At 34.5% G+C, this 24,747-nt stretch carries 22 protein-coding genes and 2 tRNA genes; 7 read left to right on the top strand and 17 right to left on the bottom strand.

Going from position 1 to position 24,747, the window contains the following annotated elements; genetic code table 11:
- Positions 1 to 90 precede the first annotated feature (90 nt).
- The 4 genes from KQA_RS0200865 to KQA_RS0200880 form a co-directional block, all read right to left on the bottom strand.
- Positions 91 to 867: a zinc ribbon domain-containing protein gene (locus KQA_RS0200865; protein WP_010177273.1), complete on the bottom strand. Its 777-nt coding sequence runs from the start codon at positions 865 to 867 to the stop codon at positions 91 to 93.
- A gap of 3 nt (positions 868 to 870) precedes the next feature.
- Positions 871 to 1,986: a Nif3-like dinuclear metal center hexameric protein gene (locus KQA_RS0200870; RefSeq protein ID WP_010177274.1), complete on the bottom strand. Its 1,116-nt coding sequence runs from the start codon at positions 1,984 to 1,986 to the stop codon at positions 871 to 873.
- A gap of 64 nt (positions 1,987 to 2,050) precedes the next feature.
- Positions 2,051 to 2,344, bottom strand: coding sequence for a type II toxin-antitoxin system RelE/ParE family toxin (locus tag KQA_RS0200875; protein ID WP_010177275.1), 294 nt, complete (start codon positions 2,342 to 2,344; stop codon positions 2,051 to 2,053).
- Positions 2,334 to 2,579: an addiction module protein gene (locus KQA_RS0200880; protein WP_010177276.1), complete on the bottom strand. Its 246-nt coding sequence runs from the start codon at positions 2,577 to 2,579 to the stop codon at positions 2,334 to 2,336. Before KQA_RS0200880 ends, KQA_RS0200875 begins: the two co-directional genes overlap by 11 nt.
- A 450-nt stretch (positions 2,580 to 3,029) precedes the next feature.
- On the opposite strand from KQA_RS0200880, the gene KQA_RS20425 reads away from it, so the two are divergent.
- Both KQA_RS20425 and lpxK read left to right on the top strand, forming a co-directional pair.
- Positions 3,030 to 3,425 carry a hypothetical protein gene (locus KQA_RS20425; protein WP_010177277.1) on the top strand — a complete coding sequence of 132 codons (396 nt, stop codon included), beginning with the start codon at positions 3,030 to 3,032 and terminating at the stop codon, positions 3,423 to 3,425.
- Positions 3,426 to 3,567: 142 nt separating this feature from the next.
- Positions 3,568 to 4,578 (top strand): tetraacyldisaccharide 4'-kinase, encoded by a 1,011-nt coding sequence (gene lpxK, locus KQA_RS0200890; RefSeq protein ID WP_010177278.1) that lies wholly within the window; start codon positions 3,568 to 3,570, stop codon positions 4,576 to 4,578.
- A 29-nt stretch (positions 4,579 to 4,607) separates the two neighbouring features.
- Here the strand turns inward: lpxK and KQA_RS0200895 are convergent, their stop codons facing one another.
- The 7 genes from KQA_RS0200895 to KQA_RS0200925 all read right to left on the bottom strand — a co-directional run bounded on the left by KQA_RS0200895 (position 4,608) and on the right by KQA_RS0200925 (position 10,129).
- On the bottom strand, positions 4,608 to 6,011 hold the full coding sequence (locus tag KQA_RS0200895; protein ID WP_232285829.1) for a response regulator: 1,404 nt from the start codon (positions 6,009 to 6,011) through the stop codon (positions 4,608 to 4,610).
- A gap of 105 nt (positions 6,012 to 6,116) precedes the next feature.
- Entirely contained in the window at positions 6,117 to 7,115 is a 999-nt protein-coding gene (gene gap, locus KQA_RS0200900) for a type I glyceraldehyde-3-phosphate dehydrogenase (RefSeq protein WP_010177280.1), read from the bottom strand.
- Between the two features lie 12 nt (positions 7,116 to 7,127).
- Positions 7,128 to 8,003: a lipoyl synthase gene (gene lipA, locus KQA_RS0200905; protein ID WP_010177281.1), complete on the bottom strand. Its 876-nt coding sequence runs from the start codon at positions 8,001 to 8,003 to the stop codon at positions 7,128 to 7,130.
- 128 nt (positions 8,004 to 8,131) lie between these two features.
- Entirely contained in the window at positions 8,132 to 8,266 is a 135-nt protein-coding gene (locus tag KQA_RS20880; RefSeq protein ID WP_262482115.1) for a hypothetical protein, read from the bottom strand.
- Between the two features lie 4 nt (positions 8,267 to 8,270).
- Positions 8,271 to 8,840, bottom strand: coding sequence for an RNA polymerase sigma factor (locus KQA_RS0200915; RefSeq protein WP_040395936.1), 570 nt, complete (start codon positions 8,838 to 8,840; stop codon positions 8,271 to 8,273).
- 8 nt (positions 8,841 to 8,848) lie between these two features.
- Positions 8,849 to 9,916, bottom strand: coding sequence for a glycosyltransferase (locus KQA_RS0200920; protein WP_010177284.1), 1,068 nt, complete (start codon positions 9,914 to 9,916; stop codon positions 8,849 to 8,851).
- 9 nt (positions 9,917 to 9,925) lie between these two features.
- On the bottom strand, positions 9,926 to 10,129 hold the full coding sequence (locus KQA_RS0200925) for a hypothetical protein (RefSeq protein WP_010177285.1): 204 nt from the start codon (positions 10,127 to 10,129) through the stop codon (positions 9,926 to 9,928).
- A 1,002-nt stretch (positions 10,130 to 11,131) separates the two neighbouring features.
- On the opposite strand from KQA_RS0200925, the gene KQA_RS0200930 reads away from it, so the two are divergent.
- Positions 11,132 to 13,756: a galactose-binding domain-containing protein gene (locus tag KQA_RS0200930; protein WP_157366555.1), complete on the top strand. Its 2,625-nt coding sequence runs from the start codon at positions 11,132 to 11,134 to the stop codon at positions 13,754 to 13,756.
- A 110-nt stretch (positions 13,757 to 13,866) separates the two neighbouring features.
- Here the strand turns inward: KQA_RS0200930 and murB are convergent, their stop codons facing one another.
- From murB to proS, 6 genes are all read right to left on the bottom strand, one after another.
- A complete protein-coding gene (gene murB, locus KQA_RS0200935; RefSeq protein ID WP_010177287.1) occupies positions 13,867 to 14,877 on the bottom strand; it encodes a UDP-N-acetylmuramate dehydrogenase in 1,011 nt (336 codons plus the stop codon).
- 28 nt (positions 14,878 to 14,905) lie between these two features.
- Positions 14,906 to 16,099, bottom strand: a complete 1,194-nt coding sequence (locus KQA_RS0200940) for a pyridoxal phosphate-dependent aminotransferase (protein WP_010177288.1) — start codon at positions 16,097 to 16,099, stop codon at positions 14,906 to 14,908.
- 128 nt (positions 16,100 to 16,227) lie between these two features.
- On the bottom strand, positions 16,228 to 16,476 hold the full coding sequence (rpsT, locus tag KQA_RS0200945; protein WP_010177289.1) for a 30S ribosomal protein S20: 249 nt from the start codon (positions 16,474 to 16,476) through the stop codon (positions 16,228 to 16,230).
- Positions 16,477 to 16,507: 31 nt separating this feature from the next.
- A tRNA-Glu gene (locus KQA_RS0200950) sits at positions 16,508 to 16,579 on the bottom strand.
- 67 nt (positions 16,580 to 16,646) lie between these two features.
- Positions 16,647 to 16,718, bottom strand: a tRNA-Glu gene (locus KQA_RS0200955).
- A 178-nt stretch (positions 16,719 to 16,896) separates the two neighbouring features.
- A complete protein-coding gene (gene proS / locus KQA_RS0200960) occupies positions 16,897 to 18,375 on the bottom strand; it encodes a proline--tRNA ligase (RefSeq protein ID WP_010177290.1) in 1,479 nt (492 codons plus the stop codon).
- Between the two features lie 100 nt (positions 18,376 to 18,475).
- Between proS and KQA_RS0200965 the strand changes: the two genes are divergently transcribed.
- From KQA_RS0200965 to KQA_RS0200980, 4 genes are all read left to right on the top strand, one after another.
- A complete protein-coding gene (locus KQA_RS0200965) occupies positions 18,476 to 19,471 on the top strand; it encodes a hypothetical protein (protein ID WP_010177291.1) in 996 nt (331 codons plus the stop codon).
- A gap of 14 nt (positions 19,472 to 19,485) precedes the next feature.
- The gene (locus tag KQA_RS0200970) at positions 19,486 to 21,060 is read left to right on the top strand and encodes an OmpP1/FadL family transporter (RefSeq protein WP_010177292.1); all 1,575 of its coding nucleotides are present in this window, start codon (positions 19,486 to 19,488) and stop codon (positions 21,058 to 21,060) included.
- A gap of 159 nt (positions 21,061 to 21,219) precedes the next feature.
- The gene (gene folE / locus KQA_RS0200975; RefSeq protein WP_010177293.1) at positions 21,220 to 21,897 is read left to right on the top strand and encodes a GTP cyclohydrolase I FolE; all 678 of its coding nucleotides are present in this window, start codon (positions 21,220 to 21,222) and stop codon (positions 21,895 to 21,897) included.
- 394 nt (positions 21,898 to 22,291) lie between these two features.
- A complete protein-coding gene (locus KQA_RS0200980; RefSeq protein ID WP_010177294.1) occupies positions 22,292 to 24,634 on the top strand; it encodes a zinc-dependent metalloprotease in 2,343 nt (780 codons plus the stop codon).
- The last annotated feature ends 113 nt before the right edge of the window (positions 24,635 to 24,747 follow it).

A 24,747-nucleotide genomic window follows, 5' to 3' on the forward strand; every position in this document is an offset into this window, starting at 1 on the left:
TCAGTTCTTTACTCCTTAAATTATTTTTATAAGAAAACCCCTGAAAACTTTCGTTTTCAGGGGTTTTCTTATAAGTATGAAATCTATTTACTAAAACTTAGCAAACATTTTTCTCATTTTTTCACCTTCTTCAGTAGCTAATTCTAAATCAACTAAAATACGACCACTGTGCTCATCAGTAATAATTTTTCTGCGTGAAGCAATTTCTGCTTGTACTTGTGGTGGAATAGTAAAATACGAACCTCCAGAAGCACCTCTTTCTACAGGTACCACAGCTAAACCATTTTTAACATTGGTACGAATTCGCTTGTAAGCCGAAACTAAACGATCTTCGATTTTCTTTTCAAAATCTTCAGACTTTTTCAATAAAGCTTGTTCCTCTTTTTGAGTTTCAGCCATAATATCGTCTAATTCTGATTTTTTATGCTCTAAATGCGTTGAACGATCTGAAATACGTTGCGTTGTTTGCGCAATTACTTCTTTCTTTTGAACGATCTGCGCTTTAAATTCCTTGATATGCTTTTCAGATAATTCAATTTCTAGTTCTTGAAATTCAATTTCCTTACTCAAAGAGTTAAATTCACGATTGTTACGTACGTTTTTCTGTTGTTCTTGGTACTTAGTAATCAATTGTTTTGACTCATCAATAGCAATCTTTTTTGCTTTAATAGAATCATCAACTGTACTTAGATCGCTTTTTAACTTTTCCAATCTAGTTTGCAAACCTGCTACTTCATCCTGTAGATCTTCAACCTCCAAAGGAAGCTCCCCACGGATAGCCGTAATTTCATCAATTCTTGAATCAATAAGTTGCAAGTCGTATAATGCTCTTAGCTTTTCTTCAACAGTAACTTCTTTCTTAGCCATATATTAAAAATACTTAATAGGATTGGTGTTTGTATCCGATAATATGATATTGCCTGAATTATAGGCAGGTGCAAAATTACTGATTTTTTCCGTAAGAATCGATACAATTAAGTTTTTTGTGTACTGTTCCGACTCATAATGTCCAATATCGGCTACTATCAGCTTGGCTTCGGCCTGATAAAACTCATGATACTTAATATCTGCCGTAATAAACAGGTCAGCACCAGCGGATTTAGCATTCCCTATTGCAAAGGCTCCACTACCGCCTAGCACCGCTATTTTTTTTATCGGTTTTCCTAAAAAAGCACTGTGTCGAATCCCTTTGGCATTAAAGCGTTCTTTTACTAATTGTAACGCCGCTGTTTCCGAAAGTGCTTCGGGTAACTCCCCTAGCATACCCATGCCTATTTTTTGATTCACGTTTTCTAAAGTAGTAATCTCATACGCTACTTCTTCATACGGGTGCGAAGTTAACATCGCATTTACTACCTGCCCTTGTAAGTGCGCTGCAAAAGTGACTTGTAATTGCACTTCAGGTGCTTCAATAAATGCTCCTTTTTCGCCTACAGTGGGGTTTGAATCTATTCCTCCTTTATAACTCCCGGTGCCCTCAACATAAAAACCACAGTCTTCGTAATTTCCAATACTTCCTGCCCCTACATTAAATAATGACCTTCTAACTTCTTCAAAATTTGTTTTTGGCACATATACATTCAACTTTTTTATGGTTTCCTTTTTAGGAATTAAAATACGCTGATTTGTCAAACCTAACTTATCACAAATTTGTCGATTTACTCCTTGCCAATGATTATCCAATGCCGTATGCATCGCATAAATAGCTATATTATGTTGTATAGCTTTGATCACCACACGTTCTACATAATCCTTGCCTGTAATTTTTTTTAAGCCCTTAAATACAATGGGGTGAAAACTAACAATTAAATTACACTGTTTCGCTATCGCCTCATCAATCACACTTTCTAGGGTATCCAAAGTAACCAGTACATTTGTTATTTTTTGTTGTGCATCCCCAACCAAAAGACCTACATTATCAAAGCCTTCGGCATAATGCACAGGTATTTCTTGCTCAAATAATTGTATAAGCTGCTTTACTTTCATTTTTTTCAATTCCTTGCTAAAATCAAATTTCCATTAAATCCATTTCAAAAACAAAAATCAGCTGCTATTTAAGCTTTTTAATTGGATTTTGGTAAGTATTAAATACTGAATAAACGATGATGTCATTGTTTATCTTCTCATAAACTATAACGTATGGAAATCGTTTTAATGGCAACTCCCTAAAAACAGGTTTTCTTTTAATTTCAAAGTCAGGATTACCTGTAATTAAAGTCTCAAAATATCCTCCTATATAATCTAAAAACTCTTCTCCTAATCCATCCTGTTTCGATTCATACCAGTAAATTGCATCTTCAATTTCAAGCTGAGCTTCTTGCTCAATTATTAAATTAAAAGCCATATTTGTCCTTCATCCCCTTCTTAACCTCTTCCCAAGACTTCCCTTTGGATTCACCTGACAAATGTTTTCTTCTTCTTTCTTCTACGATTTTATAATGTTCCTCTGGTATTAATGAAGACGAGTCAAAAGTGTTCATAGAATCAAACACCCCCTCTAAGGTTACTAATTTAGTATCGTCTTGTATTAAACGATTAAAACGATCAATCAAATTATTTCTTAATTCTATAGTTCCCATATAATAACCTCTTGTATACAAATATAATCAATTCAAAAGCTATTCCATAGTATCAATTAATTAATGAAAGTTACCTAGTATAGGCAAACAAGCCTAACGCTACTTCTCGTTTATAACTAGTCCTTATATGACTTGAAACAACAACAGCTACTCTTTTTTATTGAATAGCTCTGCTTGAATTACTGCATTTCACTCTCTTTATTAGCACCCCGTCACAGACGGTCGTCAACTCGAACGTGGATTAGTAAGGAATAAAATCTAAAGACTTGCTATAAACTTTTTTTAAAATAATCGATCAACTACACTTGGTAATAAGAATCGATGCACGTTATCGATTAATTTTTATAAACATTAAAAGAAGCTGCATTAAAAAGCAAATTAATTTACCTTTAATCAAACACTAGCTGAATACAGGTAGTTGCTACATTAGTATCAATTTAAATTAGAATTATGAGATTATTTTTAAAATTTGCTTTAATCACATTAATGTTTTTTGCTGGTTCAACAACAACTCTACTAGCTCAACAAACAAAAACTACAACAACTAAAGCAAAAACTAAAAAAAACACTCCAACTAAAAAAAACACAAAAAAAGTAAGTTCATCAACTAAGACTTCCAAGAAAAAAGTTAGTTCAAAGAATACAGCTACAACAAAAAAGAAAAGTAGCACTACAACTAAAAAAACTACTCCAACCAAAAAAGCAGCAACTACTAAAAAGGTTTACAATAAATCTAAAGACAAAGCGATTGGTAAAGACTCCAAAGGAAGAACAATTTATCAAGGACCTAGAGGCGGTAAATATTACATAAATTCCAAAGGAAATAAATCGTATTTAAAGAAGTAATTCTTTTACAAATGATTTAGATATATTCATATTATTCTAAATCGAGGCATTTTTAACGGATATAAAAAAACCAAAACATTCTTGAAAGCTAAATTAGCTATAATCATTTTACAACATCATTGAATTATGTACTTTCGTACTCATGAAGTTTTCGAGGAAGTTTTTATGGCCTTTTGTTCCCTTTTATTATTTGGGCAGCTTGACTATTAAAAAATTATATGACTGGGGTATTTACAAAAGCCGGTCTTATGATTTTCCGGTAATATGTGTTGGCAATTTAAGCGTTGGAGGCACAGGAAAATCCCCTTTTGTGAGCTACTTGATTGAATTGCTCCAAAAAGACAAACAACTTGCTACTTTGAGTCGCGGCTATAAACGTAGTACCACTGGTTTTCATATAGCTACTGCTAATAGTACGGCGCTAGAAATTGGTGACGAGCCTTTACAATTTAAAGTTACCCACCCAAAAACCATAGTTGCGGTTGATGCCGACCGAAAAAACGGCATTCACCAACTGCGCACTCAAAAAACACCTCCCGAAATTATTATTTTGGATGATGCTTTTCAGCACCGAAAAGTACAAGCAGGATTTCAAATTTTACTTACCGCTTACTATAATAGATATACCAACGATTGCATGCTACCTGCCGGAGATTTACGTGAACCCACTTCGGCAGCTGCCAGAGCTACAATAATTATTGTAACCAAATGTCCTTTGGATTTAAGCGATACGGCTCAACAAAAAATTATTGAACAGTTACAGCCTTTAGCCCATCAAAAAGTATATTTTACAGGAATCGCTTACGCAGAAGACATTTATGCAGCCAACACAAAAATCAAATTAACTGCTTTTTTACAGGACTCCTTTTGCTTGGTTACCGGTATTGCCGAACCTGCTCCCTTGGTTTCGCATTTAAAAAATTTAGGTGCAAAATTTACGCATTTGAATTTTCCAGATCACCATGTATTTTCGCAAAAAGAATTAGATAAAATTAGTACACACAAACGCATTTTAACCACTCAAAAAGATTTTATGCGCTTACAACACGTAACTGCTTTAAAAAATAAACTCTTTTACCTTCCTATAAGCATTCATTTTTTAAATGCTGAAAAAGATTTTATACGACAAGTTTATGATTTTACATCGGATTAGCTTCGCTGCCAAAGTGCTCCTCTAAAAAATTACGAATCCATGGCATATTCGCCTCGAAATGCTTTTTGGAGTTTTAAGAAAAATTCTTCGGTTTTGTATGGTTTTGGTATTACATCGGTAATTCCATTAGCATAAAATTCATCCATATGATCGGCAAGCGTTACTGCCGTAAGTGCTATAACTGGTGTTCGCATATCAAATTTTCGAATACGTTTAGTCGCTTCAACCCCACTAATACCAGGCATGTGAATATCCATTAAAATCAAATCATAACTAAAATTCTCTGCCTTTTCAACAGCAATTTCACCATTATCTGCCACCTCACAAACGATCTTATTTTTCTCTAAAATTTTTCGTGTAATTAACTGATTAATTTTATTATCCTCTACAATCAATACTTTTTTCCCTTCCATCTCCTCAAAATTCACTTTAGCCAATACCTTTTTCTTTACCGATACCTCAGTTTCTTCGAACAATCCAAATTCCAATTCAAAGAAAAATTTAGAACCCTTACCCACAGTACTATTCAACTGTATTTCACTTCCTAATAAGGATAATAAATTTTTAACAATGGAGAGTCCTAAGCCTGTTCCTCCATATTTTCTGTTTATTTCTAAAGATTCTTGATTAAAATTTTCAAAAATATCATACTTTTTTTTCTCCGAAATCCCTACTCCATTATCCTCTACCTCAAAATATAATAAAATCTTATGAGCGTCAATATCCTTAGCTTTCAATACATGAATATTGATTTCTCCCGATTTAGTAAACTTTATAGCATTCCCTATTAAGTTTATTAATATTTGAGAAATTTTAAGCGGATCACCTTTAAGTGTTTTAGGAATATTGGAGTCAAAATTCAAATTCAACACATTACCACGATCTTCTGCTGCTTTGTTCAAAGCAATCAACACATCCGAAATCCGCTTTTTTAAATTAAATGAAGTCACTTCAACCTCCACCTTATTAGCTTCAAGCTTATTTAAATCCAGAATATTATTAATTAATGATAATAAATACTCCCCCGAAAAGCGCAATGAATTCAAGTGTTCTTTTTGATTTTCTGTGGGGTTTTCTTCCAGAAGTAAATGTGTTAAGCCCGTAACCGCATACAAAGGTGTCCTTAATTCATGCGTAATTGTTGACAAAAACTGTGCTTTTACCGCGCTTGCTTTTTCGGCGCGCTCTTTTTCGGCAAGCAACTCTGCATTTTTTTGTTTTAGCAATTTATTTGCTCTCGCTCTTAGCTTATTATTTTTATATAATGCTAGTGTTAGTAAAGTTAAAATAGTAATTAAGGCAATACTTAACACGGTGGTTATCTTCCCTAATTTTAAGTTTTTTACATCTTCAATCTCCGAATTTTTATCCTCTATTTTTTGAGTAAGTTCAGCTTCGGTATACAGTAAAGAATTTGGTACTTCGGTCAACATACTTACCGAGCTTGCCGATAGTAAACTAACATTTAAAACACATGAAAAAAGTAGGACTAGTAACGTTCGCACCATCAAAATATTGCTTATCTCCAATAAATATACTTAAATCACAGCGATTTTCTTAATTAATTCAATTAATCTTGAAGAATATCCAATTTCATTATCATACCAACCTATAACTTTTACCATTTTCCCAATCACCGAAGTCATTCCCGAATCAAAAATACATGAATGCGTATTTCCTTGAATATCCACAGAAACAATGGGATCTTGCGTATAGGCCAACACCCCTTTATACGTGGTGTTTGCCGCATGCTCAAAAGCTTGATTTATTTGTTCTATTGATGTTTCCGAAACCACATTAAATGTAATATCTGTTAATGATCCATTAGGCACAGGAACACGAATACCACAACCCCCTAAGGCCGTTGTTAATTCTGGAAAAATCCGAGTCAAAGCCTTTGCCGCCCCTGTAGTTGTAGGTATAATAGATTGTCCTGCGGCACGTGCTCTACGCAAATCACGATGCGGTTGATCATGTAAACTTTGATCACTGGTATAACTATGCACCGTAGTAATATACGCCTGCTCAATACCACACAACTCATTGATTATTTTAATCATTGGTGCAGCATTATTTGTGGTGCAGGATGCATTAGATATTATCACATCGTTCTCATCAATAATAGCATCATTTACGCCCAATACAATAGTTTTTATACTATGATCCTCTGGAGGCGCACTCACAATTACCTTTTTTGCACCGGCGGCAAGATGGCCTTTCGCCTTTTCATAACTCTTGAACTTACCTGTTGATTCCACTACAATATCAACTCCATTCCAATCGCACTCTGATGGATGATCAAATGATGAGAAAGCTATTTGAGTTCCATTGACAATAATATGATTTTCATTACAGCCAACAACACCCGAAAATAAGCCATGAATACTATCATATTTTAACAAATGACTTAATGTTCGTGTATCCGACAAATCATTAATAGCTACAACTTCAATATCCGAATCCTTTTCCAATAACCTAAATAGGCTACGACCAATTCGACCGAAGCCATTTATTGCTACTCTAATAGGCTTAGACATAAATGTAAGTTGTTATGTTAAATGTTTTTGTGCTTTGTATGAAGAACGTACGAGTGCACTACTCTCTACATGACGAAATCCCATTTCCAAACCAAGCTTTTCATATTTTTCGAATTGCTCTGGCAAAATAAATTGTTTTACTGGCAAATGTTTTTTGCTAGGTTGTAAATACTGTCCAATGGTAAGCACATCCAAATTTACAGCTCGTAAATCTTCCATAGTTTGAATCACTTCGGCTTCCGTTTCACCCAAACCTAACATAATACCACTTTTAGTTCTGTGAATCCCTTCCGCTTTTAAATAACGTAACACCTCTAAACTTTGTTCATATTTAGCTTGGATACGCACCTCGCGCGTTAGCCTTTGAACAGTTTCCATATTATGCGAAACCACCTCTGGAGCTTCGGTTATAATTCTATCAATATTTTTCTTTTTACCCATAAAATCCGGAATCAACGTTTCTAAAGTCGTTGTTGGATTCATACGTCGAATGGCTTGAATAGTTTCGGCCCAAATTATAGAACCTCCATCGGCCAAATCATCTCGGTCAACCGAAGTTATTACAGCATGTTTAATGTTCATAATTTTTATGGATCGCGCTACTTTTTCAGGCTCTGCCCAATCCACCGTATCTGGTCTACCTGTTTTTACCCCACAAAAACCACATGATCGTGTGCAAGTATTCCCTAAAATCATAAAAGTTGCTGTTCCTTCACTCCAACATTCACCCATATTTGGGCAACTACCCGAAGTACATATGGTATGTAAATTATATTTATCCACTAAACCTCGGAGTTCCGTATATTTTTTTCCTGTCGGAAGTTTTACACGTAACCATTTCGGTTTAGGAGTTCTTTTGGTTTTTACCGCTGGAGCTTCAATACTCATAAAAAATATTTTTTACAAAATTACGAATCTAATTTATAATGTAGCGCCCTGTTAAAAGAAGTTAACACCTGTTTGGGTATTTTTTTATCCGCTACCGATCACAAACAAATACCAAACACCAAAAGCTATTAAAAAACCGACACCCATAGCCACCCTGTTCCAAAAGTAGCCCCCGCTTTTGTAGCTTGCACTAAATGTGAAACACCTATAGCAGCCCCAGCAAAAATCAGTCCTGGACCTAATTTTTTTAATGAAGAAAACATCGTTTTATTTTTTAGCTGCATTTAAACTTGTTAAAAGCAATTTTTTTGCACGTAATAATTTCACCTTAATATTATTCATAGGCTCATTTAACTCCTCGGTCATTTCCTTGTAACTCATTTCCTGAAAATAACGCAACTGAATCATTTCTTGATAATGAGGCTTTAACTGCTTAATATGCAGTAATAATTCCGCTAAATTTTGCTTGGTAATCAATTGATCTTCGGGAGTAGGCGCATGATCCAACACCGTATTAGCCATACTATTCTCCTGTGCTTGGGTAGCAATTTGCCATTTATTTTTTTGCTTTCTTATTTGATCAATATGGGCATTTTTTGAAATAGCTAACAACCAACTCCTAAAACTGTATTCCGGATTAAAGCTATCAATTTTATCAAAAGCACTTGAAAAACTTTTTATAGTAATCTCCTCGGCTTCAAAATCATTTTGGGTTCTTCTTAATTGAAATTGATATACATCATTCCAAAAAGTATCTAGCAAAAAACTAAATGAAGCTTGCATTCCTTGCTTTGCATTTTCGATATGAGAGAGTAATTGCTCGCTATTGATCCCCAAGATTGTGCCTACTTTGAAAAAAGATTCTTTATAAATATAGGTATTTGTAGACAAACACTTAACAACTCCCACAAAGGAAATAAATAAAACACCTCTTTTTCCGAAAATTTAAATGCTGCTTTTCCTATCACTAAGCCCACTATTACAAAACGAAGACCTATAAGCATATAAATTAAAGGTTCGTGAAATAAAACCCCACTAATAATAGCTAATATCCAAAACAACAGTTGCGAAAAATACAATAAGCCTAATGTAAATTTAGCTGTAGATGTATAGTGTTTTAACTGATTACTACGTTCGACAATCCATTCTTTTAAACTGGAATCCACTCTAATTGCCATAGTTGGCGATGTCGCCAAGGCCACATTTTTAGTGGTTACCGCCTGTCTAACAAACAAATCCTCGGCGCCAGTTTGCTCACTCATGTGGGTTGAAAATCCATTGTTTTCAAAAAATAAATCCGAAGTATAGCCTAAGTTATTTTCCCAAGCTACATAGGGTTTATACATGGATGCCCAACCAAAATTACACAAATTGGTAATCAATCTACTGTATCGAAGTATCTTATTGGCAACACCCTTGGTCTTCTTAAAATTCACATAGCCCAAAACGAATTGTTTGTCTACACTGTATAATTTAGACATTTCATTAATCCATTCTGGTGATGTAATTTCCACATTTGGAGTGGTAAAAAGTAAATTCTTATACTTTGCCTTTTTAATCCCTAAGGTCAGGGCATATTTTTTGCTTCCCCAAAAGGCTTCATTATTTTTAACGTCTACTATAGTTACATGGCTATTATCTTTAGCATAAGCCTCCAACAGCTCTAACGTATTATCATACGAAGCATTATTTATTAAAACAAGTTCATAATTAGGGTGCGATTGTTTTTTAATTTGTGTTAGAAAATTCTCAAGCAGTTCTTCTTGGTTTTTTACGCAGACCAATACAGACACCTCATTAACTAATGAAGCACCTTGCTGATGTTTAGAAAACACAAACTTAGAAAACACAAGGTAATAGACTATATTTACAACACAGACTACTCCTAAAGAAATCAAAAAATACTGATACATAAATGAGTCTTATGAATGTTGAGGCTCACTACAGTTTTCATATTGATCTGGGGTTTTCCCACACAAAGAACAAGATTCCCCATCTTTATTTAAAAAAGGACTTTGACTTGCACATGTTCCTGCAAATTTTCCATCTTTTTTTGCCCAAATTTTAATTGCAATTCCAGCAAAAGCAATTCCTAACAAACCAATGGTAATGAATAACAGTTTCATAATAAAGAAAATTATAAGACTACAAATTTACAAATTCAAAATGACGAAAGCCGTATTCACGCTTTTTTCTTTTTCAAATACTTTTCTATGTATGCTTAAAAAAATCCATTCACCCATGAGCTACCTCATAAACTAACGTAAACTATATTTTTTAACTTAACCTTAGCAATTCTGCACTAAAATTAAGAAAACACCAATATTTAACACACATTACAGACTTTTAGTTAAATTCTAACGCAAAATTCAAATTTAATCCATTAGTAAAAATTCAAAAAAATGCTATTTTTATCATATAAAACAAAATCCTGCTCGCTAAAAAAACAGTATTTTTCGACTAAGTATACCTATAGGATGTGAATCTATTTTAAATAAAATAGTTTGCAGGAAAAAACCATTTTGAATCCACATAATGATGAAAACTTGTATTTTTGATACAGCTCAAACGTACAGTAATTTTTTTTAATTACAGAAAAAAAATAACAACTGCTCAAAGCAATCTCAACAAAGCTTGCTAAATCAACCAACCATGTCACTAATTAATTGTGACATGGTTTTTTTTATAAAAACTCTAAACAATCAATATTTTTGACGCTTCCTAAAACCGTAATCCCGGATTATGCATTAAAACTTGGTAGTGAATATTGAAAGCACAATAAATAAAGAATTTTCTTGATTTCAACATAGCACCATTATGTTTAAATCAAAAAATACAGCGAAGTGTTTGATTTTGTAGAGATTTCAATACAGAATAGATTTTTTAATGCATAATCAAGGTTAAAACAAGATTTTAACACGTAAAATAAATCTAAACAACAATACTTTTAAAACCACTTCCTTTTAAATGTTTTTTTTCTTCGCTCAAAAACACAAAAATTAATAAAAAACCCTACACCATATTCCTTTGAGAGAAATAACGCTATTCAATTTAACAAAATCAACTTTTACTTATTTTTATTTCTTACAACAAACAACTTAAAAAAAATGAAAACAACTAAAAATTTAATGAGTCTCATAATCGCTTTTTCGTTTATGTGCATCTCTTTAAACGCTCAAATTTTTACATTAAATGGAGGCTATCAATCATTCCCAGCTCAAGAAGCCGGAACACCTGGCTCAACCAATGGAAATGTGCTTGTCCGTAAAGCACCTAGACCTACCGGAAATGTCAATCGGTTAAAACAACTACTGAATTCAGCAACTATTCCCGATGTTGTTATTCAATCAAGACTTACCGAAGGCCCATTAGCAGGTTATATTGCTCAAATGCCCGCTGTAATTTCCACAGCAAACGAGCTTAATAACCGCCCCAATACGGCTAATGCTGCCAATGCGATTATTATTAACAATACAGCTAGTCTAAATGCTAACAGAGACAGAATTAGAAATGATCAAAATGCAACGTTTATTTTTAGAGGAAATGTAAACGTAAATGAACCTATAGTAGTAGGTTCTAACAAAACCTTTTGGATTGATGGAGTCGTTACCTATACTGGTCCTAAAAGACCTTTAGCTAACACCGATGCACTTAGTCCTATTCCTATTATTAGAGATGGTATTTTTAGAATAGTAAGAGAAAGAAACGTAAGTATCCGAGGAACCAAAAGAGGCTTGGTAGATTGTAAATCCGAACTTCCTTTTGCATATACTTTAAATTCAAGAGAAATTACTATTGTAGACAATGAAGTAATTAACGGATTTAATACTGTTTTTATTCACCAAACAAGAGATGTTACCATTGAAAATAACTTTTTTTACAACAATGTAAGAAGAGCTATGCACCTTATTGCCGTTAATGGTTTTTCGGTAAAAAATAATTTATGTTATGCTAGTCATTTGGACGGTATTGATGTAGATGCGTTTTGTCAAAATGGAACTGTTGACCTTAACGTAGTACTTGGAGCTACTTTTAGATTTATGCTTTGGACAGAAATTGATGCTCATGACAATGTAATGAACAATAATGTAGCTATCCACTTACCAGGTAGAAGAAGCAGAGGAAGAGGAGGAATGCAAGAAAATGGTACCGAAAACTCTAGAAGAGGTGTAGGCAACTTTCGTGGAAGCCGAAATAATGACTGGATAAATAATCACGTATTTTACCCTGACACTTTTAGAGATGGAATTGTAATGCGTAGAGATCGTTTTATACAACACGGTACTATTAAGTTTGAAAATAACTATGTATGGTCTGAAGAAGGCAATGGACAAAGACACAATCCTAAGCCTCAAAACAATAATACTACTGATGTTCGCTTTTTAACTCTTAATACTCCTGCTGCTGGAACAAGACCTAGACCTACAAATCTTTTTCCAAATGGCGGACCAGAAGTTCTTATAAATAGTTCTCCAGCTAATTTAACTGGCGCTCAAATAAGAGTTACTCCTGGCCTATTTGGCGGAAACGCTACACCAGCTCCAAACCCAACCCCGGATCCAACACCAACTCCAACACCAACACCAACTCCTGCACCGCCAACAAATGGAGGGAATACAAATTTAGCTGTAGGCAAAACAGCATCTCAGTCAAGTAATTACCAAAACAATAATGACTTTAATGCTCAAAGAGCTGTTGATGGAAATACAAATATATTTACGCATACCAATAATGATGCTAATGCTTGGTGGGAAATTGATTTAGGAAGTGTATCACAGATTACTACTATTCAAGTATTCAACAGAGCGGATTGTTGTCAAAACAGATTGCAAGGATTTCATGTATTAGTATCAAATAACGCTTTTACTTCCAAAAATTTAAACCAAACAATTAATCAGTCTGGGGTAGGTAACTTTTTTACTGCTGGAGAAGCTGCAAGTCCAACAAATATTACTATAAACAGAAGCGGACGTTATGTAAGAGTACAATTAGCAGGAACAAACTTTTTACATATTGGTGAAGTTCGTATTAATGGTTCGGCCAATACCGGCGGCGGTAATAATGGAGGAACTAATAATCCAACATTTGTTTTAACCAAACGAAATGCATCTGGTTTTTCTATTGATGGCAACAACGGAGGAGCTAATCAACAAAACGTGTATTTGTGGAGTAGAAATACAGGAAATATTAACCAACAATGGGAAGAAATTGATAGAGGAAATGGTTTTTATAGCTACAGAAAAAAGGACACTAATTTTTGCCTAGATGGAGGTAATGGTGGCGCTAATGGGCAAAATGTAAAATTATTTACTTGTGGAGCGAATAACCAAAATCAACATTGGCGAAAAGTGACTATAAATGGAAGTTTCCGATTAGAAAAACGTAATGCACCAGGTTTTTCAATTGATGGTGGTAATGGTGGAGCTAGAGAGCAAAATGTATACTTGTGGGCTAGTAGTAACACCAACCAAAATCAGCAATGGAGTTTTACAAGTGTATCAGGAGCTAAATTGCTAGACAATAACCAGCCTGAGATTACTTTTTACCCAAATCCAGCGCAACATACCGTATTTCTAGATAACATAGAAGAATTTAATACTGTTACTATTTACGATATGCAAGGAGCAAAAGTATTAAGTAAATCACTAAATACAAACGACATAGATATAAGCAAACTAACTAACGGAGCATATATACTAGAGTTTAAAGGTGATACTTTTAAAAGAATAGAACGAATTGTTATTCATCACTAGAAGTAGATTATAATTTCAACAAAAAAGAGACTGTTCAAAAGGGCAGTCTCTTTTTTGTTGTATTTAAAAATTTTGATTATACGATTTACTGATAAGCAAAATCACCACCCTTAAAAAACATTTACTTCTGCCTCCAAGTCAATTCCATACAGAGATTTTATTTTTTTTTGAATCAACTTTGCTAATTCCCATATTTCTGCTCCAGATGCTTTCCCTGTTTTATTAATTAAAACTAACGCTTGTCTATCATGTACTCCCGCATTTTTATATACATAACCTTTAAATCCTGCTTGATCAATCAGCCAACCAGCAGGCACTTTTACCAGATTATCCGAAACAGGATAATGAGGAGCATTAGGGAATTTTTTAAGTAACTCTGAATATTGATTTTTTGGTATAATTGGGTTTTTAAAAAAACTACCACTATTTCCTAACACATTGGGATCTGGAAGTTTGCTTTTTCTAATAGCAATTACAGCCTGAGCCACATCTTTTAAAGTAGGCGTTACCACATTTTTTTTCGCTAACTGATCTTCAATAGCTCCATAACTCGTATTCAACCTATGGTTTTTTATTGTCAATTTAAAAGTAACCTCCGTAATAATATATTGATCTTTTACTTCTTTTTTAAATATAGAATTTCGGTATCCAAATTGACAATCTTCTTTTACAAATAAGCGTTCTTGAAATGTTTCTCTATGAATAGCTTTACAACTCACAAAACAATCCTTAAGCTCCACTCCATAAGCCCCTATATTTTGTATAGGTGCACTCCCTACACAACCTGGAATCAAAGATAAATTTTCCAGCCCTCCTAAATTTTCCTGAATACAAAACTGCACAAATTCATGCCAATTTTCACCCGCTTTAGCAGTAACCAAAGCATAATCATCAAAACGCTTCACCACAATACCCAAAGTATTTATATGAACCACCAAAGCATCAATCGCTTTGGTCAATAACATATTACTCCCCCCACTTATTACAAACAATGGAGCTGTATTTTCTTTTAAAAGTTGCAATAAATCCTTTTCATTATTAATGCTTACAAATTGTGTTGCTTTCACATCAATACCAAAAGTATTGTACTTTTTTAACGATACATTTTGTTGAATATTCATTATTTAAATATAATAGACCAAGTTGACATCACCTAGCAAGATACTCTTTTAACGCCAATCCTAAAATTTCAGTAGCACGTTTTAAATCTTCTTTTTTTAGCACGTAAGCAATTCGTATTTGATTACGCCCTGCGTTTAAACTCGAATAAAAACCTGCCGCAGGCGCCACCATAATTGTTTGATTTTGATCAGCAAAAGACTCCAACATCCATCGCGCAAAATCTTCCGAATCATCGATTGGCAATTCAACTATACAGTAAAATGCACCTCGCGGCACAGATACTTTAATATTTGGTATCTGTTGCAATCCATTCACCAACACATCTCTCCTAGATTTATACTCGGCCACTACCGCCTCATAATAAGAATCGGGCACATTCAAAGCAGCCTCACTTGCAATTTGCGCATAAGTAGGCGGACTTAATCTTGCTTGTGCAAATTTCATTGCCGTAGCAATCACTTTTTTATTCTTACTTACCATACAACCAATACGTGCTCCACACATACTGTATCGCTTAGAAACCGAATCCACTACTATTGCATGATCTTTTAAATCTGCTTCCTGAAGAATAGAATAATGCTCCGTATCGTCATATACAAACTCCCGATATACTTCATCTGAAATTAAAAACAAATCATATTTTAATGCTAGAGCTGCCAGTTGTTTAATTTCCTCCTTACTATACAAATAACCCGTTGGATTCCCAGGGTTACATATAAGTATAGCCTTTGTTTTTTTAGTAATCAATTTTTCAAAATCTGCAATAGGCGGCAATGCAAAATCATCTTCTATTTTTGATATTACAGGTACTACAGTTACGGTTGATTGTGTAGAAAAGCTGTAATAATTTGCATAAAAAGGCTCCGGAACAATAATCTCATCACCTGGATCGGTGATACTTCCCATAGTAAATATAAGTGCTTCACTGCCTCCTGTAGTTATCAAAATATCTTTTTTAGCAACATGAATGTCATGCTTAGCATAATATGTCGCTAATTTCTCGCGTAAACTAGGATTTCCTGCCGAATGACTATAGGCTATGATATCTAATGTATTATTCTTTACAGCTTGTAAAGCTACATCAGGTGTTTTTACATCGGGTTGACCTATATTTAAATAGAAAATCTCCCTCCCTAACTCCGTTGCTTTTTCGGCATACGGCACCAACTTACGAATTGGAGACTCGGGCATTGCTTTTCCTTTACTTGATATTTTAGGCATTACTACAAATATTAAGATGTATAATTTTAATCAAACTACCCACAAAGTTTATGGCAGTTAGTTTAATCCAAAAAAAAGCCTCACTAAACAAGTGAGGCTTTTTTTTGTAATTTCAAAGAGAATTCGAACTATAGTGCCGACACGTGCTTAGTCAATTTTGACTTCACGTTGGCCGCCTTATTCTTATGAATAATGTTGTTTTTAGCTAACTTATCAAGCATTCCGATAACTGAAGGAAGTAATGTTGTAGCTTCTTCTTTATCTGCTTCACGTAATTTTTTGATCGCATTACGTGTAGTTTTATGCTGATACTTGTTACGTAAACGCTTAGCTTCGTTACTTCTTATTCTTTTTAATGCTGACTTGTGATTTGCCATTTTTTCTCTTCTTTTAATTTCTTTAAAATTGTAGTCCGTAGGGGAATCGAACCCCTCTTACCAGGATGAAAACCTGGCGTCCTAACCGATAGACGAACGGACCATTGTTTATTATAGTTTGCAAAAGTATATTAATTTTTATACTTCCACAAGCATATTATAAAAAATTGTAGTCCGTAGGGGAATCGAACCCCTCTTACCAGGATGAAAACCTGGCGTCCTAACCGATAGACGAACGGACCATTAGCTTATTAGCGGATGCAAAAGTACACTATTTTTTTAGTTACCCAAAAATCTGTTAGATTTTTTTTAAAAAAAATTACAATTAAAACAATCCCACTAAATACAGACCTATTAAAAATAGATCAAAACCTAAGATAAACACAAGCAACACCTACTCCTAGCTACTTGTGTTTATTTTTAATATGCTTTTGCAAAAAGCACACGCTCCGATGATGGTTCACCGGTATACACGCACTTCCCTGGAGCCTTATCCCCTTCAAAAGGAATACAACGAATGGTTGCTTTTGTTAATTCTTTAATTTTTTCTTCTGTTTCAGAAGTACCATCCCAGTGTGCCGAAATAAAACCTCCTTTATTTTCCAATACCTCTTTAAATTCTTCAAAAGAATTCACTTCAGTGATATGCGTATCTCTATAATTTAATGCCTTTTCATATAAGCTTTCTTGAATCTCAGTTAACAAATCCGAAATATGACCAGCTAAATTCTCGTTAGGAACAGTAGTTTTAGTTAAATTATCTCTTCGAGCTAACTCTACTTGACCATTTGCTAAATCTTTTGGTCCTATAGCAATTCGCAAAGGCACTCCTTGCAATTCGTATTGAGCAAATTTAGCCCCAGGTCGATGTGTATCCCTGTTGTCAAATTTTACAGTAATGTTTTTAGCTCTCAAGTCTTTAACAATAGTATTCGCTACTTCAGAAATTTCAGCCAACTGCTCTTCTCCTTTATATATAGGTACAATAACTACTTGAATTGGCGCTAAATTTGGAGGCAAAACTAAGCCTTGATCATCACTATGCGTCATAATCAACGCCCCCATTAAACGTGTAGACACCCCCCATGAAGTGGCCCAAACATGATCCTGCTTTCCTTCCTTACTCGTAAATTTTACATCAAATGCTTTGGCAAAATTTTGTCCTAAAAAGTGAGATGTTCCCGCTTGTAAGGCTTTACCATCCTGCATTAAAGCTTCGATACAATAGGTATCATCTGCTCCTGCAAAACGTTCCGATGCTGTTTTTCGCCCCTGTATAACAGGGATAGCCATAAAATCTTGTACAAAATTGGCATAAATCTCATTCATTTGAGTTGTTTCAGCAATAGCTTCCGCTTTGGTTGCATGTGCTGTGTGTCCTTCTTGCCATAAAAATTCTGCGGTACGCAAAAACAAACGCGTACGCATTTCCCAACGCACCACATTAGCCCATTGATTTACTAATATTGGTAAATCCCTGTAGGATTGAATCCAACCTTTATAGGTATTCCAAATAATAGCCTCGGATGTTGGGCGCACTATTAACTCCTCCTCTAATTTAGCATCGGGATCAGCTATCAATTTTGAGGCATCATTAGGATCTGTTTTTAATCTGTAATGCGTAACTACCGCACATTCCTTTGCAAAACCTTCCGCGTTTTTTTCTTCGGCCTCAAACAAACTTTTAGGAACAAATAAAGGAAAATAGGCATTTTGATGCCCTGTTTCTTTAAATTTTTTATCCAGTTCGGCTTGCATTTTTTCCCAAATTGCATAGCCATATGGCTTGATCACCATACAACCTCTTACTGCCGAATTTTCTGCCAAGTCCGCCTTGACAACCAATTCATTATACCATTTCGAATAATCTTCCGAACGTTTTGTTAAACCCTTAGCCATAATATATATTTTGGCACAACTATTGTGCTATATTTTTAAAATTTGTAGTTAGCACAAAACTAACTAAATTTAGATTGTTCAACAATTAAAACATATAGATATGCGAACTCATAAAATTTCAATTCAAAATACTGGGAAAATCTTGTTTTTCGCACTACTGTCTATATTTACATCTGCCTGCGGTACATACCAAGCCGTAACTTATGATGATGATGGGATTTATTCAAGTAGACAAAACAAGCCTGTCCAAACTACCACAACAAACACCTCACCTCAAAATGCTCCCGCTACCAACAATAGTAATGTAGAGGAAGGCTTCTTTTCAAAAAAACTTAAAGAGTATGAGCAACTCAATAACGAAAACGTTGTTTTTACTGATGTAGAAAATTATTCTAGCGAAAGCTATACCGAAAATTACAACAACCCCAATAATACGCAAAACCGAGAAGTACGTCCTGGATGGGGTGGCAATTATACTCAAGGATCAAACACTAATGTTTATTTAAATTCTGGTTGGGGATTTAACAACTTCCAACCTTTTTGGAATCCTGGATTCAGAAATTTTTATGGCAATAGATTTGGTTACGGTCCATTTTTTAATAATTTCTACCATCCATTTGGCGGTTTTTATAATGGCTTTTATGGCGGAGGTTTTTACGGTAATGGATTTTACGGAGGTGGATTCTACAATGGTTTTTACGGATACAATCGCCCATATGCTTACAATTATTACCGAAGTCGTCGCAATACCAGAACATATAGACCTAGAGCTACCAGAAGTTCAAGTATAAACTCTAGATCATACAATGCTCGTAATTCGAACACTCGAACCTACACCCCAAGATCACAAAGTACCAATAGGACATATACACCAAGAAGTAGCAGCAGCTCTTCCAAAAGAACATACAGCCCACGTAGTAGTAGCTCCAATAGAACTTACACCCCCCGTAGTAGTTCATCTAACAGAACATATACTCCAAGAAGCAGTAGCTCATCTAGCCGTAGCTATAGTCCTCGAAGCAGTAGCTCATCGAGCAGAAGTTACACACCTAGATCAAGCGGAAGATCAAGTGGAGGAAGTTACAGAAGACGATAAAAAACACCTATTATATGAAAAAGTTTCTATTTACAACACTTGGTATATTAGTACTAAGCGCAACAAGTCTGGCCCAAACCACATCGGAAGTTTTTGATTTTGCTAACACCAACAACCTTGGAACAGCAAGATACAATGGACTTAGTGGAGCTTTTGGCGCCTTGGGCGGAGACCTTACTGGTGTAGCAGAAAACCCCGCCGGAGGAGCCGTTTTTACTAATTCCTATGGGTCGGTAACTTTATCACAAGGCGGCAGTAATTTTAATAGCACTTATTTTAATACCACTACCGAAGCTTCTGATGCTAATTTTAATTTTAATCAAATTGGTGGTATTCTGATTTTAAAAAACACTTCTGGTTCCAAATCCATCAATAAAATAAGTTTAGGAATCCTATACAATAGAGACAATAACTATAATAGAGAATATGCCATACAAGGCAATTCCAGTATTGGTAATATTGGCGACTATTTTGCAGGTCAAGCTGACGGATATGATATTCAAGACATAAGTCAAAGACAATTAGTTAATGATAACGGAGTCCCATTGGTAGATGAGGATGGAAATGAAATCTTAGAAGATTTCCTTGATGCCTATATAGATATAGGAGAACTTCCTGGCTTGGAAGCCAGAGGTCAACAAGCTTTTCTCGCGACTACTTCCAACATAATTTCACCAGACACAAATAACAATCGCCTTTATAACTCCGAAATAGTAGGAAGCAACAACTCCCAACAAATAAGTACCATAACAAGTGGAGGAAGCAGTAAAGTAAGTATTAATCTAGCTTTTGAAATTGATGAGAAAATTTACTTAGGTGGTAATTTAAACTTCCATAATTATGACCTTAGAAAAAACACCCTAATTAGTGAGGTTAACAACAACACAACCGACAATATCAGCGAAGTATTTTTTGAAACCCGCTCGCGCACCTTTGGAAACGGTTTTTCACTAAACTTAGGAGGAATTGCCAAAATAGGAGACCAATTAAGACTTGGGCTAAGCTACCAAACACCCACTTGGAGTGTTTTACAAAATGAGCTTGACCAAAACTTAACCACATTTTTAAGAGATCAAGGTCCAGAAAACCCCAGAAATGTAGATCCGGGCTTGGTATTTAGTTACCCAGAATATGACATAAGAACTCCTGGAGAAGTATCGGCTAGTATTGCTTATGTTTTTGGAAAAGATGGATTATTGAGCGCTCAATATTCTCGTAAAGATTTCTCTAATATCAAATACGATGATAATGCTTTTGATTTCGACATTCTGAACAATCGAATTAAGAATACTTTCCAGGCCGTGAATAGCTTAAAAATCGGTGGTGAATATCGTTATGAAAAATGGCGCTTTAGAGGTGGGCTTAGCTACGTTACTAGCCCTTACAAAAATGATCGTATTGCCGGAGACACCCAAGGTTTTTCACTTGGTACTGGATATGATTGGGGAAAATGGAAATTAGATATTGGTTACAATCATTTTGAAATTGACAGTAATGAAGTTCCTTTTGAGAATGACCTATACAATAACGCAGCTGCAATAAACAGAAAAGGTGACGCCGTTTCGGTAACGCTAGGTGTTAATTTTTAAAATAACAAAGCACCATTTTTAACACCGAAATAAACTTCAAATAGGTTCTAATCTATTTCGATTAAAAAATCAAAAAACAATGCCCTAAAAATAGAGTTGAAAGCTGTATATTTGTGGGCTAAAATTAATTGAGCTTTTCAGTTAACGAATATCTTACTAATGAAAGAAAATCAAGATTCGGAATCAGCTGACTTTATTGGAGATAACCATGTAAGCACCAATGCCACTACTCCATTAAGAGAAGACGCGTTTGAATTGAGTGATAGCGAAAAAATCGCTTTAATTAAGGAGGATGTAAGAAACATTATGAATACTCTTGGGCTTGACCTTAATGACGACAGTCTAAAAGGCACCCCAAATAGAGTCGCTAAAATGTTTGTCAAAGAAATTTTTGGTGGTTTATCCCCAAAAAAGAAACCCAAAGCTTCTGTTTTTGATAACAATTACAAGTATGGCGAAATGTTAGTTGAAAAAAACATTACCCTATACTCTACTTGCGAACACCACTTATTACCTATTGTTGGTAGAGCACATGTTGCTTACATATCTAATGGTACCGTGGTTGGCTTATCCAAAATGAATCGTATTGTTGATCATTATGCTAAACGCCCCCAAGTACAAGAGCGTTTAACTATGCAAATTGTACAAGAACTGCAAAATGTACTTGGCACCGAAGATGTAGCATGTGTAATTGACGCCAAACACCTTTGCGTAAACTCTCGTGGTATTCGCGATATTGAAAGTAGCACCGTAACAAGTGAATTTGGCGGTAAGTTTAAAGATCCTGCTATTAAGCGCGAATTTCTAGATTACATTCAACTTGACACTAAGTTTTAAACAAAAAATCTTGAAGTAAACTTACTTCGTCAACATAAAAAAAGAGCTTATCCCAATGGATAAGCTCTTTTTTTTTATGGAATCCGTCAAACCTAAAAACACTTCAAAATCTGTATTTATATAATTTATACCATTACCTATATGAATTTCTTACACAGTAATTTCAAATGGTAAATGGTATAAAACTTCACTAATAATATTTCCACTTATAAAACCCCAACATGCCCCAAGATCATAATAAACTTGGCACCTCAATTACAATTTATTTGACAAAAACCATTAACAGAAACCAACTACAAAAGTTAAAATTCTGAAAAAACAATCACTCTAAGGGTAGGGTCATACAAATTATACTCGTATTTATTATAACACTCATACACAAATCAATTATATCATGAAACAAAACTGCAATTACACGTTAAAATATACCGCATATGGCATTATTTTATTGTCTGGATTAACCCTAAATGCGCAAAGTATTCATCAAAATTTCACAAAAACAGGCCAACAAAATTTACCAAGCACAAAGAAAACTTGCGCTTTAATTCACAAAAACCACAAAAATCTCCTATCCAGCAACAGCATTCCAAAAACTATAAACGAAAAGGAAATCGCTGGAGCCAATTCCAATAACATTAAAGCCAACGCGGAATTCATTCCTAATTTTGGCACCAATAGCCACCAACAATCTCACATCACTATAAATGGAAAAACCAACTCCAAAGATCCAAAGGTTATTGAACTTAATGAAAAAGAAGACCCAAAAAAAGGAAATGATTCTTTTGATACTGCCACAATTTTAAGTTCAGAAAACCGAAACACTTTTTTTGAAATAACTGCCGAAATTGGTGATGGGCCACACGGAATAAATGGCACCAAAAAAGGAGATTTTGACACCTATAAATTTAGCGCAAAAAAGGATCAAAATGTAAACCTATTTTTTGCCTCTATTGACATTAAAAGCGAATTATTCCTTACCACAATAGTCTTAAATTCTAAAAACGAATTAGTAGCAGACGGACAAGATATAAATGGCACAGGAAAGTCACTTAGCTTTACCTCGGAAAATGATGAGGAATATAGAATTTTAATATTTGACACTGACACTGGAGTTAAAGATGGAAGAATCACTTTTAATTTAGATTTAAAACCTGAAGACAGACTAGGCCTATCCACCCAAGATAAATACGAAATATTTGTTGGTATAAGTGATACAGACATTGACTACTATACATTAAATCTAGAAAAAGGAGATATTTTTGACCTTAGGGTTTTTAATGGCACCACCATTAATGCCGAGCTATTTTTGCCGGACAACTCCCTAGCCATAAACAATAACACTATTGGATCACCTACAGATTTTGCGATTGACGAAGAGAAACTTAGCACTATACCGTCTATCGGGTTATCATACACGGCACCCATTAGCGGCCTATATACAATAAAACTTGCACACACAGGCGCAGCTGAAAAATATGAAGCAGTCTTAACAACTAGTAAGGCTGGATACCTTACTAAGAATATTGGAAAAAGACAATTATTCTATATAGACTTTACCGGAGAAACTATAGGCTCTCTAAACTTTAAATCAACTAAATTTACACCGTTAAATGCCGAACTGGAAGAAAAAGCAATTACACTTGATAAAATTGACGATTATTTTGAAAATTGGGAAATAGAAAACACTTCAAAAAACAGAACAAATTTAACGTACAAAATAGTTGAAGGCATAAAAAATAATTTTAAAAAATTAGAAGGCCTCAATAAAGATTATGAAATCTACTTTATAAGTGATTATGGAAATCCACTACTTGGAAAATACATCCCAAAACTATTACACAAATACAATATTCCACATAGTACTTTATTTATAGGAGGAGACAACACCGTTGATCCAGAAATTGGTTCCGGTGTGCTTGGAGTAGCTAATTCAGTTGACATAGGTAATTTTGACATAAACGACAATGCTATTGTTTTTTTAAATGAAATAAGTGAAAAAATAAAACCCGACGCAACTGAGTTTGAAATACTAGATAGCGCCAGCTACAACAAAATAAAACTAGCTGACGGAGCTAGTAAAGAAGACTTAATTGCAACTGGTGTATCCTACCTAGCCTCACACGAAATAGGCCACATTGTTGGCTTAGAGCACACCGATCCAGATAATGAGACAAGAACAATTATGGATAGTAATTCTTTTGCTCATGTATCCCTTGGATTAGAAAATGCAGACACCCCATTTTCAAAAGAAACAAGTAAGGGTCTTATTTTTAAAGCAGACACCTATGCATCCAACGAAATATTAGGAGGAGAAAACCTTACCGATTTTTTTGCTGCTGTAAATTTAGGCTACAAGTCAAAATACGGATTCAAAGGCATTGATGACACTAATACCACATTTGATAATGAAATAAAACAACTTGAAGACAATGTATTAGCGGTACTAAATGACACTACAGAGGATTTTGAAACAATCACCAACAAATGGCCTAATCCACTACCTTATAATCAATCATCCATATTGGAATTACCTCAACTTTCAAATGAAAAAACCAGTATCACTATTTTTAATTTAGACGGAAAACGCATAGCCGATATAACTAAGCTTAATTCGATTATTGAAGAAAACAATTCGCTATCATTTACACCAGCGGATTACCACTTAAATACCGGCACTTATATTTGTAAAATAAGCACCGACACCACTACATTTAATCGCAAAATAGTTATTGAGTAGCTACTCATATAACTTATCACTAACTAACTTAATCATCACTAACTGCAGCAGCTTAAATTAAATATTTAAGCTGCTTTTTTATTAGAATAAACCAACCTCAAATTAACTGTTAA

The organism is Aquimarina agarilytica ZC1 (assembly GCF_000255455.1).
Lineage (GTDB): Bacteria > Bacteroidota > Bacteroidia > Flavobacteriales > Flavobacteriaceae > Aquimarina > Aquimarina agarilytica.

Bases quoted from the DNA above. Each gene is read 5' to 3' on its own strand.
- KQA_RS0200865 (WP_010177273.1), bottom strand. From the start codon at position 867: ATGGCTAAGAAAGAAGTTACTGTTGAAGAAAAGCTAAGAGCATTATAC.
- KQA_RS0200870 (WP_010177274.1), bottom strand. From the start codon at position 1,986: ATGAAAGTAAAGCAGCTTATACAATTATTTGAGCAAGAAATACCTGTG.
- KQA_RS0200875 (WP_010177275.1), bottom strand. From the start codon at position 2,344: ATGGCTTTTAATTTAATAATTGAGCAAGAAGCTCAGCTTGAAATTGAA.
- KQA_RS0200880 (WP_010177276.1), bottom strand. From the start codon at position 2,579: ATGGGAACTATAGAATTAAGAAATAATTTGATTGATCGTTTTAATCGT.
- KQA_RS20425 (WP_010177277.1), top strand. From the start codon at position 3,030: ATGAGATTATTTTTAAAATTTGCTTTAATCACATTAATGTTTTTTGCT.
- lpxK (WP_010177278.1), top strand. From the start codon at position 3,568: ATGAAGTTTTCGAGGAAGTTTTTATGGCCTTTTGTTCCCTTTTATTAT.
- KQA_RS0200895 (WP_232285829.1), bottom strand. From the start codon at position 6,011: ATGTTGACCGAAGTACCAAATTCTTTACTGTATACCGAAGCTGAACTT.
- gap (WP_010177280.1), bottom strand. From the start codon at position 7,115: ATGTCTAAGCCTATTAGAGTAGCAATAAATGGCTTCGGTCGAATTGGT.
- lipA (WP_010177281.1), bottom strand. From the start codon at position 8,003: ATGAGTATTGAAGCTCCAGCGGTAAAAACCAAAAGAACTCCTAAACCG.
- KQA_RS20880 (WP_262482115.1), bottom strand. From the start codon at position 8,266: ATGTTTTCTTCATTAAAAAAATTAGGTCCAGGACTGATTTTTGCTGGG.
- KQA_RS0200920 (WP_010177284.1), bottom strand. From the start codon at position 9,916: ATGTATCAGTATTTTTTGATTTCTTTAGGAGTAGTCTGTGTTGTAAAT.
- KQA_RS0200925 (WP_010177285.1), bottom strand. From the start codon at position 10,129: ATGAAACTGTTATTCATTACCATTGGTTTGTTAGGAATTGCTTTTGCT.
- KQA_RS0200930 (WP_157366555.1), top strand. From the start codon at position 11,132: ATGAGTCTCATAATCGCTTTTTCGTTTATGTGCATCTCTTTAAACGCT.
- murB (WP_010177287.1), bottom strand. From the start codon at position 14,877: ATGAATATTCAACAAAATGTATCGTTAAAAAAGTACAATACTTTTGGT.
- KQA_RS0200940 (WP_010177288.1), bottom strand. From the start codon at position 16,099: ATGCCTAAAATATCAAGTAAAGGAAAAGCAATGCCCGAGTCTCCAATT.
- rpsT (WP_010177289.1), bottom strand. From the start codon at position 16,476: ATGGCAAATCACAAGTCAGCATTAAAAAGAATAAGAAGTAACGAAGCT.
- proS (WP_010177290.1), bottom strand. From the start codon at position 18,375: ATGGCTAAGGGTTTAACAAAACGTTCGGAAGATTATTCGAAATGGTAT.
- KQA_RS0200965 (WP_010177291.1), top strand. From the start codon at position 18,476: ATGCGAACTCATAAAATTTCAATTCAAAATACTGGGAAAATCTTGTTT.
- KQA_RS0200970 (WP_010177292.1), top strand. From the start codon at position 19,486: ATGAAAAAGTTTCTATTTACAACACTTGGTATATTAGTACTAAGCGCA.
- folE (WP_010177293.1), top strand. From the start codon at position 21,220: ATGAAAGAAAATCAAGATTCGGAATCAGCTGACTTTATTGGAGATAAC.
- KQA_RS0200980 (WP_010177294.1), top strand. From the start codon at position 22,292: ATGAAACAAAACTGCAATTACACGTTAAAATATACCGCATATGGCATT.